Origin of the sequence: Leptotrichia sp. HSP-342, assembly GCF_041199995.1 — a bacterium.
Classification (GTDB): Bacteria; Fusobacteriota; Fusobacteriia; order Fusobacteriales; family Leptotrichiaceae; genus Leptotrichia; species Leptotrichia mesophila.
This window is the reverse complement of sequence record NZ_CP165646.1, coordinates 1,027,672-1,045,212: the sequence shown is the minus strand read 5'-3', so window position 1 is coordinate 1,045,212 and position 17,541 is coordinate 1,027,672. Positions and strand designations below refer to the sequence as shown.

Annotated in this window: 13 protein-coding genes; 1 reads left to right on the top strand and 12 read right to left on the bottom strand. The window is 28.3% G+C overall.

Translation table 11 applies throughout. The annotated features are described in order from the left end of the window. Positions 1-12: 12 nt before the first annotated feature. The 10 genes from grpE to AB8B23_RS05350 all read right to left on the bottom strand — a co-directional run bounded on the left by grpE (position 13) and on the right by AB8B23_RS05350 (position 14,518). Positions 13-606, bottom strand: a complete 594-nt coding sequence (gene grpE / locus AB8B23_RS05395; RefSeq protein WP_369713774.1) for a nucleotide exchange factor GrpE — start codon at positions 604-606, stop codon at positions 13-15. Between the two features lie 135 nt (positions 607-741). Then, on the bottom strand, positions 742-2,685 hold the full coding sequence (locus AB8B23_RS05390) for a DKNYY domain-containing protein (protein WP_369713773.1): 1,944 nt from the start codon (positions 2,683-2,685) through the stop codon (positions 742-744). A gap of 32 nt (positions 2,686-2,717) precedes the next feature. Next, positions 2,718-4,598, bottom strand: coding sequence for a M48 family metalloprotease (locus AB8B23_RS05385; RefSeq protein WP_369713772.1), 1,881 nt, complete (start codon positions 4,596-4,598; stop codon positions 2,718-2,720). 608 nt (positions 4,599-5,206) lie between these two features. Continuing rightward, complete coding sequence (locus AB8B23_RS05380; RefSeq protein ID WP_369713771.1) at positions 5,207-7,474, bottom strand: S8 family serine peptidase; 2,268 nt, start codon at positions 7,472-7,474, stop codon at positions 5,207-5,209. Positions 7,475-7,844: 370 nt separating this feature from the next. Further along, positions 7,845-8,273: a hypothetical protein gene (locus AB8B23_RS05375; protein WP_369713770.1), complete on the bottom strand. Its 429-nt coding sequence runs from the start codon at positions 8,271-8,273 to the stop codon at positions 7,845-7,847. A gap of 46 nt (positions 8,274-8,319) precedes the next feature. Continuing rightward, positions 8,320-11,472: an autotransporter outer membrane beta-barrel domain-containing protein gene (locus AB8B23_RS05370; protein ID WP_369713769.1), complete on the bottom strand. Its 3,153-nt coding sequence runs from the start codon at positions 11,470-11,472 to the stop codon at positions 8,320-8,322. A gap of 29 nt (positions 11,473-11,501) precedes the next feature. After that, on the bottom strand, positions 11,502-11,831 hold the full coding sequence (locus tag AB8B23_RS05365; protein WP_021744998.1) for a hypothetical protein: 330 nt from the start codon (positions 11,829-11,831) through the stop codon (positions 11,502-11,504). Between the two features lie 627 nt (positions 11,832-12,458). Continuing rightward, complete coding sequence (locus AB8B23_RS05360; RefSeq protein ID WP_369713768.1) at positions 12,459-13,034, bottom strand: hypothetical protein; 576 nt, start codon at positions 13,032-13,034, stop codon at positions 12,459-12,461. 96 nt (positions 13,035-13,130) lie between these two features. After that, positions 13,131-13,772 (bottom strand): hypothetical protein, encoded by a 642-nt coding sequence (locus AB8B23_RS05355; RefSeq protein ID WP_369713767.1) that lies wholly within the window; start codon positions 13,770-13,772, stop codon positions 13,131-13,133. Positions 13,773-13,870: 98 nt separating this feature from the next. Then, on the bottom strand, positions 13,871-14,518 hold the full coding sequence (locus AB8B23_RS05350) for a hypothetical protein (RefSeq protein WP_369713766.1): 648 nt from the start codon (positions 14,516-14,518) through the stop codon (positions 13,871-13,873). Between the two features lie 268 nt (positions 14,519-14,786). On the opposite strand from AB8B23_RS05350, the gene AB8B23_RS05345 reads away from it, so the two are divergent. Next, complete coding sequence (locus tag AB8B23_RS05345; RefSeq protein WP_021744993.1) at positions 14,787-15,731, top strand: ROK family protein; 945 nt, start codon at positions 14,787-14,789, stop codon at positions 15,729-15,731. Positions 15,732-16,589: 858 nt separating this feature from the next. On the opposite strand, the gene AB8B23_RS05340 is transcribed toward AB8B23_RS05345, so the two are convergent. Continuing rightward, positions 16,590-16,946 carry a PepSY domain-containing protein gene (locus AB8B23_RS05340; RefSeq protein WP_039901592.1) on the bottom strand — a complete coding sequence of 119 codons (357 nt, stop codon included), beginning with the start codon at positions 16,944-16,946 and terminating at the stop codon, positions 16,590-16,592. 28 nt (positions 16,947-16,974) lie between these two features. Further along, positions 16,975-17,262 (bottom strand): PepSY domain-containing protein, encoded by a 288-nt coding sequence (locus tag AB8B23_RS05335; RefSeq protein ID WP_081686585.1) that lies wholly within the window; start codon positions 17,260-17,262, stop codon positions 16,975-16,977. Between the last annotated feature and the right edge of the window lie 279 nt (positions 17,263-17,541).

Genomic DNA, 17,541 nt, shown 5'->3' with positions numbered 1-17,541 from the left:
TCTTCCTTTCATTTAATTGTTTTTATAAACATATACTTCTACTTTTTCTGGAAAGATAATTTTATTTTTTTCTGTATAAATATATCCATTCGTTAAAATATTACAAATTTTTCCATGTAATTTTTCATCTGATGTTTTTATTTGTTTTACTATACGCTGTTTCTTTACCTTGTAATCATCTTTTTCTTTTTTAGTTTCGTAAATTTCTATATTATTATTTTCTAAAATAGTTTCAATTTCTTCCACATAACTTTCAAGCATTTCAACTTTTTTTTCATCAGTTTCTTTGGAAGAATGTTTTACAGCTCTTCTCATCCTTTCCCTCATATTTATCAAATCCATTATAAGAGGTTTTATAAGCTGAAAATAAAGATCATCTTTATAGTCTTGAAGTTCCTTGTGCAATTTGTCGACTATATTTTTTTCAAAATCTATATTTAAGATTTTTTGAGAAACCATATCATTCATAACATCCATTTTTTCATTAAGTTCCTGAATCTCTTCAAATACACTTTTTTCTTCAGCATCCAATTTTACTGCTTCATTTTTTAAAGCTGGATGAAATATTTTTGATACGCCCCTTTTCTCAATTTTTTCCGCTTCCATAATCATTGTCCTTTCATGTATCCTTAATTTCTTACCAAATTATATTTAATATTAAATATGTTTTTAATACATTTAGACAATTTATTGTATTATAGCATATTTATCACTAAATTTCACTAACTTTTTCTGTGCAATTTAAAATTCTTCTTTTATTTCCCTATAAGCCCTATTTTTATCCTTTACTATAACTTTCCCGCTTGTCTCAATTATTTTAAAACTTTCTGGATCTGCACCTTTAATTTCCTGATTCCCACGATATACCTTGTTCTTATCCTTTGCATAACCAAACATTAACTGTACAAATGACGAAGTATCAGCACCTTCTACTTTTGAAAAAATATTATTTGGAGTTAATTTATCCAATTTAGACATGTCAAAATAATAAACTCCGTTTTTGTCCTGAAAATAACCCTCAAATTTAGATCCATACGGATAATCAGCATTGGAATCTTTAAAAGAAATTACGTCAAAATTTAAAGGGACTATTTCGTATGCTTCTTTACCAATTCTAGTTTTCAAGGCATAAACTTTATCTTTAGTTTTAAAAAAAGAAATAATATCTTCACCATTTTTAAAGTTACTATCCACAAACTCCAATCCAACTGGACTTATACCTTTCATTTTATTTCCATAATAATAAACATTGTTTTTGTCTTTTGAAAATTCATCATTCAAAACTTCAAAACTGTTTCTATCTGCACCTTCTATTTTTTTCAAGCCCATTTTATACAATTCATTTTCATAATACACGTTATTTTTATCACGGAAATAATTTTCCGAATAACTAAATATTTCAAAAGTTTTAGAATCTACTTTAGGCCTTTTTACAAGGGCTGTTTTTACACTTTTCAGCTCGCCAGTTTCTTCATCAAATATGTCAATAAGTTTGTATATATTCTTATTGTCATTTAAAAAATTAAGTGGTATATTTCGCCTATTAACCAGTCTTGTAACTTTAAAGCCATTTGGACTTATATCATTTAGTTTTCTTCCTGCATAATAAACATTTTTTTTATCGTATGAAAAATCTTCATCTTCTACAATAGTAAAACTATTTTTATCTGCATCCTGTAACTGCACAACATTATACCCTGCATAATAAACATTATTTTTATCTTTTGAATATCTGGTATCTTTCTCCATTACTTCAAAAGTATCTTTATCAGCATTTTTTATAACCTTGAAATATCCATGCTTTTCATCTGACGTTACTGCATATACATTTTCATCATCCTTTCCATAAAGAATACGTTTATCATCTGAAGCTTTTATTGGTTCAAATTTTTCAGGATTTTTTATATTCGCTTTTTCTCCCAAATAGTAGATTTCATTTCCATTTTTAATCAAATCACTATCCAAAACTTTAAAATCTTTTTCATTTATTTTCCCAAGATTTTTAACATCTCCAAAGTAATAATACAGGTTATTCTTATCTTTGGCATAATTTGTTTCAGAAATTCTTCTAAAAGTTTGAGGATCTGCACCTTTTATAATGTCTACTGTCGCATATACATTTTTATCATCCTTTGAATACATTCCATCCGAAATTATTTTAAATGTTTTTGGATTCGCACCTTCAATTTTTTCTCCTGAATAATAGACTGAATTTTTGTCTTTTGCATAACTATGGTCTCCTTCTAGAACCACAAACGAATTTACATCTACATTTAAAATTTTATCTGAGCCATAGAACACATTTTTATCATCTTTTGAATAAAAATAACCCAAAGCTTTTATTGTTTTTGGATTTGCTCCATTTATTTTGTGAATCCATTCATTAATTGGCCTATAAACATTATTTTTATCTTTTGAATAATAGTTTGGCAACACTTCAAAAGTTTTACTGTCCACATCTTCAAATGATTTATTTCCTGAAAAATAAACACTTTTATCATCTTTTGCATATCTATCATTCAATATTTTAAATGTATTTAAATTAACATTTTTTACCTTAATCCCTATATCGTCTTCTTTAGAATACTTATAATAAATTTCATTATTCCTTTTCACATATTCCGCCATTCCCAGATTCGCTAAAACAAATACCCCTAATATAACTTTAAAAAATTTACTTTTCATAAAAATCCCTCCAACCACATTTTTTAAATAATTTAATATTTTTTATTGTTCTTTTTTCTTTTGAAGATAAGAATTCCATTTGCGATAGCTGATATTAATAAAATAACATCACACAAATTATCTAAATTCTTTAAATCCATTATATAATAATAACTTGCTATTCGAATAAAAATACGCATACAGCTCCCAACTATTGCTGATAAATAATTTATTCGTTTTAATTCATTTCCCCTGTTTTCTTTATTTAATTTTATAATTATTAGTATTGATAATAATATTAAAATTATATCACATGCTAAATATAATTCTCGTGTAAATAAATATATTATCTTATCAAATACTTCACCAAGTGCATCGGCAAAATAAGTAATGCTTATAGCTAAGTCATATAGCTGGAATTTATCACCAAATATAACTCCAATATTAAGTAACAAAAAAGCAGTCTTTGTAAAAATCGCTGGAATAATTTGAATAAAACTTGAAGCAAATAATCCTATATAAAATATTCTATCATTATTTTTTTGACTTGAGCTAGTCACTTCCACTTTCGTTTTTGCTTTTGTATCCTCTATTTTTTCATAACTACCCTTTTTGCTATTATCTTCCCTGAAAGTTGTATCATTATGCTGTTTTGATACATCAGTTGAACTAATTTTTTCTTCATTTTTATTAAAAGTTGCTGTATTTGAAGCTGTTGTTCTTTCGTTTATAATTTCCTGATTCTTAACATTATTGATGTTTTTATCAGAATTTATATCATCATCAATAAAAATTACACCGTTAATTGTTGGCTGTCTCATTGTATCATTGGAATCAACTGAATATTTTGTTTCTTCTTTGTTAAAGGAAGCCGTATCGTTTGAACTAGCTGACGAATAATCTGTTTTACCTGTATTATAGTCAGCTGTGTCAGTTTTGTCATTTGATGTTTGTGGCTCTTCATCTATAGATTTATTCAAATCATCGTCAAAATTTCCTGATAAATACATATTTAATTTTTCAATTCTTAATGCTGTTTTAGGATGAGTTGCCATAAGGTTTGCTACAAAGCCTGTTGGCTTCTCAGTTTCTCCCTGCAATTCTACCAAAGCGTCTCTTAACTCCCTTCCATACCCCAAATTATATGCAAATTTATCTGCTGCAAATTCATGACTTCTGCTTGAATGACTTACTAAAATTATTCCTAATTTTGTATATAGTCCAATTATCGCCACATAAATCATATCAAGACCTGTTGCTAAGGCAAATCCTTTTAAAGCTCCGTCTTTTTTTCTTTGTCGTCTTCCATAAGCATCATACGTTTCATATGTGCTGTTTGATTCAGAAAAACTTATCATAAGAAAACTTATTATAAAAAGTATGACTCTAAGAATAAGGAACATTAATGAAGCAAGTAAATTTCCTACATATATAAACAACGAAATATCTGTATCTTTATTTGATAGGTGTGCAAACTCATGAGCAAAAATACCTTTTATTTCATCATCATCCAGGTGCAGCAGTCCGTTTGTTACACAAACTGTATTTCTTCCAAGTGCAAAGGCATTTGGATAGGGCTGGTCTACCATGTACAGTTTAATGTTCTGTGACAAATTCGGATCTTTTAACTTAGCTTTTTCATAAATTTCATTAAATAATGGTGTCAATCGGTTAAGAATGGATGAATCAACAATTTCTCTACATCCATTCATTGACCTAAAAATCGCCTCACCTATTGGAGATAATGCCAATGCTACAGAAATCGCATATACAATAACTCCCCGAATTATAGCTACTAATGCCTCAGAACCATTTGTGACTCCTTTAGTTGTTGGAAAAAAACTAATTATTATATATAAGTTTATTACCATCCATACAATTATCCCAATATTTTTTAAATTAAATACTTTTTTAAAAAAATCAATAAAATACATTCTAATCTCTCCTAACTTAGTTATTTGTTTTATTATTCAGTTACAATCAAAAATTAATAATTTTAATATTTTTCATTATCAACACAATAAATTAAATTCATTGGTAAAATTAAATTTTATAAATCTAAGCTCCTTTCTTAATTAATTTTTTTATAGAAATTTCTATTCGTTATAACATAATTTTATTTCTGTATTTTTATAAAGTAATTATAATATATATTTTGTTTTTTGTCAACACTTTTATTTAAAATAATAAATTATTTTGTAATTTTTATACTTTTATTTCTTTTTTATAAAACATAATTATAATTATTTAAATATTTAAAGAAGAAAACAAAACTATATAAAATCTGATTCTAAATAATTTTGAATAAAAAAAAGATATCTTAGTTAAAAATTGCAATAGTAACTCTAATAACAAAAATATCTTAAAAATTAAATATACAATTTTTTTTATTCAAACCTTACATCAGTTATAATCATATGTTGATTATCTTTTGATTTATCAGAATAATTTTCAAAATATCAACTAAGTCCTTTTTTAAAAAACTATGATATTCTGTATTTTCAGTAATATTTCCTATCATTCTATAAATTAAAAAGATTCATTATTCTATCTTTTTAAATTTTCCTTGTACTGCCTGATAGTCATACATTTTCCAGTCCTTACCTGTTGTTTTAAGGTTTGGACTAAATCCCATGAACCACATTGTACCACCTAGGTAGTATCTATAATTAAATCTTTCAGCGTCGGGATCTCTGTCAGCTGTAAATCCTCCATCTTTGTATCCTGGAATATATTCCCTGTTTGGAGAATCTGCATTTGTTTTGTATCTTTCCCTAATCTTCGCAAAAATTTCTTTCTTGTCTATATCATATATCCCTAAAGTCTTAGGGGAAGAAGAAAAATTATTCATAAAGTATTCATGCTTAATATTTGCGACCTTCTTATTATTAATTATCGCATTTACAGGCTCAAAATCTCTAAAAAACACTTTACCTATTTTAAGATTTTTCATTGACATGTACTTCTGTTTTTCTGCCTCATTTTTTACATAAAGGTTATTTATTGTGATATTTCCAGAAAAACTTATATCCCCTGAATCAATTCCAAAATGATTTATTGTCATGTTTCCATTAAGGCTCACTTTTCCTCCATCAGCAATTAAACTTTGGATATTCCTATTTCCATTGATTTCCAGTGTTGCGTTTTTGAATACTCTTAGTTCACTATCAGAGTTTCCATTAAGGATAAATTTCCCTTGAAGAATTTGAGTTACTTCCCTGTATCTCAAATTTGCATTAAGCTCCAATATTCCATTTCCAGCCTTTCTTAATCCTGCTCTTGTTTCCATGTCATCTTCGTCATAGTAGAAGTTCTTTTCATTAGGTACATATCTTGCAATATTTATTCCTTCAACAACAGAAGCATAACTCAGTGCACTTGCCATTCTTCCATCAGGACGCTCCCCTGTAAGAGCCGTGTCAAATGTATCATATCCACTAGGTTTATCCTCAAATCCCGGAAATATGTCGTTGATCCATTTCCACTTTATTCCTTGCGGAACTTCAGCCCAAAAAAATTTAGTTCCATCTTTTGCCATTACTTTATCGTACATCCCTGTAAAAAATTTTTCTTCCTCAATAAGTCCTGCATTAAGCATAGAAGGACCATTCAATGCCTTAGTTTCGTTAAGCGTACCCCACCCTATGAAACTCGATAATCTGTCTTCTGTTCTGTTTGCTGTCGTAAGTATCAGCTGTTTGATTTGATGATAGCTCATCCCTGGAAACTTCTCCTGTATCTTAGCTGCAAGTCCTGCAATCTTTGGAGCTGCAAAGGAAGTTCCATTTGTTACCCTATTTCCATTCCATACCTGTCCATTGGCAACCACAGTATGCGCTCTTGACAACAGGGGTAGTGAAGCAATATCCGTCTTTTCGGATGAAAGCACACATTCATTCTTTGCGTATCCATGTTCCACCATTTTGGCAAGCTTTCCATTTCTCAATTTTTTTTCTTTGTCCAAAAAATCCAAGGTAGTTTCTCCTGAGCTTTGAGTCGTAACATCTTTCCAGCTGTTCTTGTAGTCTCCCCCCTGTTCCCATCCTCTACTCCATCCTCCGCAAATCTCCTGAATAACATGTATGCTTTCAGCTCTCATGAGTTTCTGAGCTTCTATTCCATATCCGCTTGATACTGCCGTGTAATTATCAATATTCACAAGACCTGATTTCGTTCCTGATGTATTTTTCTGTAGTTTCACAGTATTTATTGGAGTTTCATTCTCCATGGCTTGTATGAACAGGTTTCCGTTTTCAGTATAATCTGCATCAAGCATTCTTCTGCCTGTCATTGGCAATGCAGACATCTCGTTTATCACATTTCCGTAATACGGAGCTTGCGAGGTCAAATGCCCGCTATAGTTGTTAGTAATCGTCAATGAGCTTTGTGCAATCCCATAAGGCATCACAGCCTGATTTTCCCCCTGCAATGAACTTGTATAAAGTCTTCCGTAATTTTGTGACCCCCAATCATTTCCTACCATCATTATGAATGCACGGAACATTGATGAAAGATGATTATCACTGCTTTTATCCTTTTTTACCTTTTGAAACTCCTCGTTTTCTGCCCCTGGAAAATACCATACTTTTGGAAAAGGAATTCCTGCTAGTTTGCTCACATCATCCAAGTCTATTGTTCCATCAAAAAGTCCAATATAGTCATTTATTCCAGACTTTCTTGCCTCATTCTTTTTATATACTATATAATCATCTTTATTCCGAGTATATGTTTGACTGTTAACATATCTTAACTCACTTGCTCCATAGATAATAACTGAAATTAAATTTAACGTTATTATCAGTTTTTTCATGTTTTTTCTCCTTTCATGTCCTTTATTCCTGTTTTTTTGATTTATCCTATTTGAAAATTTATTAAATATTGATAAATAAATCCCTAAGTTCTTTTATATCCCTAGATATTTTCTAAAAGACATTAAATATGCTGTTTCTGTTAAATTTTGCAATTTATAATTTTAAACTATAAGCTGCCAAACATAATTATTAATTCCTTCTAAAATTACAATTATCTACTTAGTGCTAGTTTCTTTTTTAAAAAATAAGTTTTCATAATACTAAATCCCATTAAAAAAATAGAAATTATATTTTACGATAAATCTAATTATGTTTAATGAGAAATAGTATAAATTTTAGTAATTTATTGACTAAATTTTTATAGATTAACTAGTCTTCCCAATCACTTCTGCTAGGATACGCATATTTATGTGAGAACAAAAAATTGCTCTTGCCGTCATTAATATCGATTAAAAAATAACCTGCATCATTTGTAGATTTTACTGTAGCTTCTATTACATGGATTTCTGAACCATCTTTGAAAAAAAGATATGGATAATTTTGTTTAATAATTTTATCATAAGTACTTTTATCCATAGGTGATACAATAAACGTACCTTGATAATTAAATTTTTTTCCATTATTATAACAATTTCTAAAAGGAAATACTGTTCCAGATCCAAGTTCACCAACAGATGTAAAAGTATTATATTCCGATACGGGTTGTGTACAATAAGCATTCTTTGCTATAAAAGTATACTGTCTTCCAAAAACAAAACTTGAGATAATCAAACTCCCTAATAAAATCAATTTTTTCATAAATTAATCTTCCTTTCTATATTTTATTTATAATTTTTCACTTCTTTTAAAACGAAACACCAAGTCCCACACCAACGTGAGCATTTTTATCTTTCGTATCATATCCACCATTTACTGTAAGGTCAAAGTTTCCTGCTTCAAATCCAACTTTTACATTGCTTTTGAAATTTCCACGTCTTTCATCTTTTGCACCTTTTAAGTTGATTTTAGTGCTTGTGTTCGCAAATTTAGCTTCATTTACCTTGCTTTCAACTTTTCCTAGTTCATGTTCATAGCCAAGTCCTAAAGATGCCTTAAATTTAGTATTTGCTGTAATTGAATTAGAATAACCAAATTCAACTCCTGCAGATGGTTTTACAGAATAGAAGTCATTTCCTTTAACTTCCATATTCAAAGTTCCATCTTTTTCCTTAATTTTCGAGAATCTTCCATAACCAAGTTTTAAAGCTGCATAAGGTTTAACCGTAATATTTTCTCCAATGCTGAAAGTTTTACCAAATTCGTTTTTCAATACAAATCCATAAGCATTATAACCAGCTTTATTTTCATAAACATTATTTCCAATCACAAATCTTCTCTTCATATCGTTTTTAGAAACAAATCCATCTCCGCTTAAAGTCCACTCAAGATTATTCAAGTCAAATGTCTTGTAAGCACCTAATTTAAACATTGTTACATTTTCTTTTGATTTTCCATTGTCTTTAAATTTGAAGTTGTTAATAACTGTTCCAGCATAAATTCCCTGTTTTGCATCAGCATTATTGAATAAATATGAAATTCCGTAAGCTGAGCTGTTTGTATTCGCTATTTCTGGAGTTCTTGCTTCATGTTTATCTTTATTAAAGAAAGTAGACACATGATGTCCAGATTTATCTACATTTTCTTTTTGCAAATCAGAAAGTTTGCTGTCTAAAATATTATCAGTTTGTGCTATTCTTTGTTGAACATTGATATATTGATTTCCATCAATTTCTTTATAAGTTTTTGCTAATAATTTTCTATTATTTAATGTATTCAAATAATTGAATACTTCTTTATCTTTTGAGTCCACAGTAGTTTCAGTATATTTTTCATCCAATCCTTTTGCTACTTCCTCAGTTGTTTCACTATCAGCAAACTTGGCATAAGATTGTTTTTTCAAAGTAACTTTTTCTACTTTGTTATTTTTGATTTCAGAATCAGCTTCCCAAACTAAAGAACCTGTTTTTACATTCCAGTTCGCAATATTACTTGCCTCAATAGATTTATTAAATGGATCAAGCACATCATTTCCAACTGTTACTTCTGTTGCATTAGTTTTTTCAGTTGCTTCAGCACCAATTAGTAAATCAGCATTTTTTAATCCTAAGTTAGAAAGTCCTTCAATTGGTTTTGTTCTTCCTAGAGTATCTACATAAACTCCTAAGTCACTATCTACTGGCTTTACTCTATTTGATAAAACTTTTACAGTATATGTATTGTCAGTACGGCTTCTCACAGCTCCGCCACTAACTTCAATATTTCCATAATTTTTAACTACACCACCAGCGATAACAATTCCAGCACCACCAGCAGAATCAATATGAATCGTTCCATTATTTGTAAATTCTGAATTTTTTCCAACAACTACACCAATTGCATTTTTTGGAGAGCCAACAGTAGTTATAGTTCCGTTGTTAGTTCCTGCTGCACCATCTCCTAAATACATTCCAACTCCACCATCTTTAGTAATTTTGATAATTCCTCCAGCATCATTTAGCACAGTGCTCTTGGATCCAGCCATACCAACAGAGTTTTTCCCAATTTCAATAATTCCTTTATTTATTAAAACTGCATTTTTATTATCGCTGTACATTCCTATGCTTGGATTCTTCTTTTCAAATGAATCGCCTATTTTAATTACGCCTACGTTACCATACCGTTCATCATTAATTGCATTATAATTAGCATCTCCACCAGCATATATTCCAATTGATTTATCTCCATTTAAATTTATATTTCCATAATTTCTAATTATATCAACGACCCAAATAGGAGATGAAGGATCTTTTTTTTGATTACGAACATTTGCACTTATTCCAATAACATTATTAGAATTACTTTCAATCTTTCCAAGATAATCATTAAGAACACTGCCATTATAATCAATCCAACGTTTTTCATAATAAATACCTGTAGAACTTTCTCCCAGTTTGATAAGACCATTATTTTCTATTTCACCTGCTGAATTTCCTAAAATATTGTTATCTATTGAATAAATACCGATAGAATTTGTATTTACAGAAATCTTCCCGTTAGAGTGATTAGTAAAACTTGCACGTGTATTGTAAACTCCAACAGTATTATTTCCCTTTAAGTCAATTGTACCCTGATTTGAGTTAGAAATATTCCATCCACCTCTATCGAATGACTCTGTACTTTTAATACCGATTTGATTATCCTTAGTTCCAACAATTTTAAAATCTTTCAAAACATGAGTATTTGTATTTGTAAATTCTACTTGATTATACAAATCATTAGGATCATCTAAATTTACATTTTGATCAATAGAAAGTGTAGAATTATCGAATTTAAATATTTTATATCCTGTTCCATTAATTGTAGGTCTTGAACTTACCGGAACTGCGGACAAAGGGTTTGCAATATTATTTTTAGATAGTTCTACGTCCATACCTTTAAATACAAATAAATATGAGCCTGGTTCCATATTAATTGTCAACTTATTAGCATTCTTTAAATATTCAGTTAAATATTTTCTCATAGCTAGTTGAGGAGCATTAGCAAAATCTGAATTTGATTCAGCAGTTCTGTAATAATCAAAACTCAATGCTGCTCCACCAGCTTTTACATTAATCGTTGTTGACCTAGTTACAGTAAGTGGAGATGAAGAACTTCCGCTTAATTCAAGCCCGATTTGATGATTTCCAACTTCATAACGAGTTCTAGTTGTATTTCGAGCACTTGGGATCCATTTTTCTCCAACAACAGCATATTTAAAAATATCTACATTATTAGCAAGTTTACTTAAGTCTGTTTTTGTGAATCTTGGCATATTACTTATTGTCGTCGCTGGACTTGTTGAGGGTCCTGATGTCACAGGAGCAGTAGGAGTTGTTGCTGATGTACCACTTCCTGAATCACCACTTTTACCTGCTTCTCCACAACTTACAATAGCAATTAACGAAAATATCGCTAACATTAATTTTTTTGTTTTATTCATATTCGATCTCTCCTTACTCATTCTTTATCTTATATTTGTTTTTTATTTTTTCTCTTTGGTTCTTTTGCAGTTTCTGTACTACTTATCTTTTCAACATCTGTTTTTAAATTTTTACCTTTCTTTGTCTTTGCTTTTGTCTTTTTACTAACAACTCTATTTCCATTAATACCCATATCAAGTGCAATTCCAAGTACCTTACTAGATTCACCAAATAATTTTTTACCTGCTTTATAAAAAGTACAAATTCTTTTTTTACTTGTATTCTTTTCTCCAGCCACTTTACAAAAATTAGAAAAATAGCTCACACAGTTTAAATTAATCATAGTTACTAATAATATTAGTTTTAGTTTACTTTTCATAAATACCTCCAAATTTATTTAATTAATTTCCCTTATATCATACCCTTCTAACTTTTTTTTAAAGTAAAAAATAGGGTATACATTCTTTGTGTTTGAAAAATAAAAACTAAATTTTTTTATAAAATTGCTTTTTGCGTACTAATTATGTAAAAATTTTTATTAGTGTATTTATAAATTTTTTATCTTCTTCAAAAAATGCCCTCTCTTTCTTTTTATATCGAGTTAAAGTTTATAAAAATAAATATTTATTTGTACGAATTAATCTTATAAAAATTATTCTTATTTTTTATTACAGAAATATTATACCGTATTTTATATAATATGTCAATATATTTTTTTATAAATATTTATTTTTTTGCATAAATATAATTATGTTATAGATAAAGATATAATAAATATAGTGTTTTATAGTATTTTGAAATAAGTTATATAAATTATTCTATTTTCGTATTAAAAAGTTTTATAACATATTTTAAAATATGTAGAAATTAATCTGATATTTAACAAACTAAAAAAGCTATCTTAGGAAAATATTATCCCAAAATAGCTTTTCTATGTTTAAGTGTATTTAAATTTTCTGAAAATCCAAAAGCTATAATTATTTCAACTTTTATAGCTAATACATATCTACTGAAGAAAATCCTTCAATCTATAGTTTAAATTATTTACTTTGTCCCATCTAGTTGGTTCATAATAACACCCTGTCTCTCTTTCTATATCTTTATTTTCGATTGTTAATATTGCTTGTTTTATTTGAGCTATCTTTTGCAAATATCCTTCATAAGCATTCTTTACTTGAGTATAGGCAGCTTGCGTAAAAGAAATATTTGTACCTGGCATTATTTTTTTATCAACTTTTTTTATTTCGGCTATTGAAGCGCAATATTCTAATTTTAGCTTATTATGTACTTCTTCTTTATTTACTGCTTCTGCAATCCTTTTTTCATAACCTAAGTTTCTTTTTAAAACTTTAGATTCTTTATCACCTTCATTTTTATACCTATATCCATAAATTTCATAATTAGCTTCAATGTTTCCTTTATTTTTGTCATCATCTTTTATTTTAATTTCAGATTCTGCTTCATTTCTAGTCTGACTTTTATAAATATATGCTCCCACACCATAAAAACCTATTAATAATAAACCTATTACAATCCCTTTTTTTACTTCTGTTAGTATTTTTCCAATATTTCCACTTCTCATTCTATATTTGTTTATGATAATGTATTAAATATCATATTTTCCTTTCCGTAAATATACATGGTATTCCAAAAATTTTTAAAACTTAGAATTAATGAATTATTTGTAATAATCATTAACTTCTTCACTATAAAAACTAGCTACTGAATATTCCGAATTTTTATTATTCCAGTTAGTTCCTTTATATCTACACTTTATATGATATTCAAAAGCTTCCTTGTTATCTGGTAATATAGCACGAACTACCTGTCTTATTTGAGCTATTTTTTGTAAATATTCCCTATAGGCGTCATTTGCTTGTGTATAAGTTGCCTTTCTAAAAGGAATATTAGTTCCAGGAACTATTTTCTGATCAACTTTTTCAATTTCCTTTATTGCATCACAATATTCCTTTTTCAAATTATTTTCTAACTCTTCTTGACTTGCTGTTTTTGAAAACCTTTTTTCATACCCAAGGCTTCTTTTTGTAAATGAAGATTTTTCATTTTTTGACCATCTATATACATAGCCGTTTTTATGTCTATAACCATTGATTATCTTATCATTTTTATTTTGTGCGTCAATGTCTTTTAATGTATTTTCTTTGTTTATTTCATTATTTTCTCTGTCTTTTATTTCAATTTTAGTTTCTACTTTATTTTTATTCTTATAAACATACACTCCTATGCCATAAAAACTTATCAATAGCAATCCTATTATTATACCTTTTTTTATTTCACCCAGTATTTTCCCTATTTCCATTTTTTACTTAGCGATGATAACAAACTAAATATCATATCTTCCTTTCTGTAAATATATTTTTATCTCCTTATAAATTTTCATACTTTAATATCAATGGATTATTTATAATAGTCATTAACTTCCGCACTATAAAAATCTCTTGCCAAATGCTTGAATTTTGAATTGGCATTATTCCAGTTAGTTCCTTTATACCAACACTTTATACGAGTTTCAAAGTATATCTCGTTATCTAGATTATCTGGTTTTATAATAGAAACCACCTGTCTTATTTGAGCTATTTTTTGCAAGTATTCCTTATATGCATCATCCACTTGTGTATATGTTGCCTTTCTAAAAGGAATATCAGTTCCAGGAACTATTTTCTGGTCAACTTTCTCAATTTCCTTTATTGCATCACAATATTCTGATTTTAATCCATTGTCCAGCTCTTCTTGACTTGCTGTTTTGGAAAATCTTTTTTCATATCCAAGGCTTCTTTTTACAAATGAAGATTTTTCATTATCTGACCATTTATATACATAGCCATTTTTATGTCTATAGCCATTGATTATCTTATCATTTTCATTTTGTAAGTTTTTTGTATCAATGTCTTTTTCTGCATTTTCTTTACTTGTTTCATTATTTTTTCTGTTTTTTATTTGAATTTCCGTTTTCTTTTTAACTTGATATTTATAAATATATGCTCCTATACTGTAGACACAAGTTAATAACAAACCTATTATTATTCCTTTTTTTATTTCGTTCAATTTATTATATCATTCCTTTCAAAAAAATTTATTTTTACCAGCTATATAAATAATTTTGTATTTATAATTATTTCCTTCTCATTTATTATTGCTTCTTTAAAATAAATATCTGTATTTAAAAAATATATTTTCATTATATCATTAAAAAAAAATTTTGTAAAATATTGAAAAAGTAGAAGAAATAAGGTAAACTTATATTGATATAACAATTAATTTTAAAGATGTTTTGCTATGTGTTATATAAATAAAACTGTACTTAGGAGGAAATATGAAATATTATGTAGGAATTGACTTAGGAGGAACTAATACAAAGATTGGACTTGTTGATGAAAAAGGGAATATCATTTTTACGACTATTGTAAAAACTGATTCAATGGAAGGATTTTCTGAGACAATTCAAAGATTGTCAAAAATTCTAATTACTCAAATTGAAGGAACTAATGTTAATTTTGATAATGTTGTCTCAGTTGGTGTTGGAGTACCAGGACCTGTGTTAAATTCCAGAGTTGTTAAGTTTTGGGCAAATTTCCCTTGGAAACATGGAATGGATTTAGCATTGGAATTCGAAAAAAATCTTGGTAAACCAGTAAAAGTTGATAATGATGTTAATGTTATTACACTTGGAGAAATGTGGAAGGGTGCTGCGCAAGGATATAAAAATGTACTAGGTCTTGCTGTCGGAACTGGAATTGGTGGTGGAATTATTGTTGATGGAAAACTTGTAAGCGGAGAACACGGAGCTGGCGGAGAAGTTGGACACATTAAAATTGAACCAAATGGAAAACTATGCGGATGTGGACAAAAAGGATGCTGGGAAGCCTACGCTTCTGCTACAGGGATAATCCGTGAAGCAAATAGCCGTCTTGCAATAAATAAACAAAACCTTCTTTATGAAATGACAAAAGGTAGAGATTTAGAAGCAAAAGATGTATTTGACGCTGCTAGAAAAGGTGATGAATTTTCAATTGACATTGTTGATTATGAAGCGGAAAAATTAGCATTAGGAATTGGAAATCTGCTTAGCATACTAGATCCTGAAATCGTTGTAGTAGGTGGAGGAGTTGCTCTTGCTGGAGATTTCCTGTTTGACCGTGTGAAAGAAAAATTAAAAGATGTAGCATTCCCATCGATTTTGGAAAATCTAAAAATTGTTACAGCAACTCTTGGAAATGATGCAGGAATTTTAGGTGCTGCCTATCTTGGAATGATGTAATTTACAGCTAGAATAAGATTAATATGAAGCTCTTTTCAAAAAAATTATCTTTTATTTAACTGATAAACTATTTAACCTTGAAAAAAAAACTTATAATAACTCTGCTTTATTGTTTAATACTAAATACCATTAAAAAGTAGTAATTAAATCATATAATTAATTTTTAAGTATCCATATAAAGGATTTTATTTAGATTTTAAAAAACTGCTTATTATTAATAAATATTTTTTCATAATCTTATGTTTTTTCTTTTTATAAGGCAAGGGAAATCAGTCGCCATTTCCCTTGCAACCCTGGCTCGTCTAAGCATTTTTTTGAAATAAAAAGAAACTCGCTAACGCTCAGACAACCGTTTTCATTCCAAAAAAATCACGACATTCTATACTAAATTATAGAGATTATTATATTTAAATTCTAGGCTTTTGTATTTAGAAAATATTAAATAAGCAAAATTTCGTTAAAGGAAAAATAACTGTTTGAGCGTAGTTTTACGAAGCGAGTTTTATTTTTTCTTTATAAGAAAGTTTTGCGTAAGCGGGGTTGTAAGGGCATGGCGTTTGATGCCCTTACGTTACAAAAAAATTGAATAAAAAAATAGAAAAACTATTATTAATCATAATACTTATAAATTAAATTATAAAAGTTCTTAAGATGGATACTTAATGATTGAATTTAATTAAAAGATATTTTAATAGCTCCATAGATTATATAATAATATAATCTTGTAAAAATTTAATTTCATGAATTCCCTGATTTTTGCTATTTAAATGGGAAATAGTATAAAACACCATAAAATTTAAATATTATAAAAAGACTATATAGATATTATTCATTTTCCATATAGTCTTTATTTTTATTTTATCTCTTTTCAAATTTTATAATTGAGCCATTTACAGCGTCAATAGTAAATTCATATCTGGAACTGTTTGCAATAAACTCTATTTCATAGGCAGGTCTTCCATTTTTATTATCTAATTTTATTTTTTTAAAATTAGCTGAACCTTCTGAGACTCCAACGTGTCCCAATGCGATTTCCTTTGCCCTGCTTGGCGTTATCTGTCCATTGGATGTTTTTATGTTTACCATCGGAACTAATTTCTCCTTTTTAACATAATCAGTGCTTCCTTTTGCCAAAAGATTGACAGAAAGCAGGAAAACCATCAGTGTAATTGTATAATTTAAATTCCCTTTTTTTATTATTTTTTTATTTATCATATTTTTCTCCATAAACTCTTTTTTATTTTTATCTATTACTTTTTTCTTCACTCCAATTAATAATCTTTCCAGTATAGACGTCTATTTCAAAATTGTAGACAGTATTTCTGTAATTAATTTGTCCTTTATAAGATTTACTGCCTTTTGAATCAAATTCAAGAACGTTTGCAAATGTTGCTCCGGGGATTCTAGCTAGAGCTATTTGTTTCGCTTTTACCGCTGGTACTTTTTTACGATCCTTCATAGCTGAAAAACTCATTATATTGATAATTAAAACTCCAGATAACATTGATATTAGTAATTTGTTTTTCATCATCGCTTTCATCCCCTTCTTTCTAATTCTGTCTAATATTTATTTCTCTTTTTTCTTCAATATACAATTACCTGATAAATTCCCTCCTTCCCTTTCTGAATTGATAACTAACTAATTTCTTCATTTTTTCACAGCAATTTACTGATTATTTTTTACTCGAGTAATTTGTTCTAAAATTGAACTATTATATCATCTCCTCCTGACAAGATAATAGTACCATATAAACATTAAAGAAAAATGAGAACTTTTAATTTTTTTACATTTTTTAAAAAATTTTTTTCA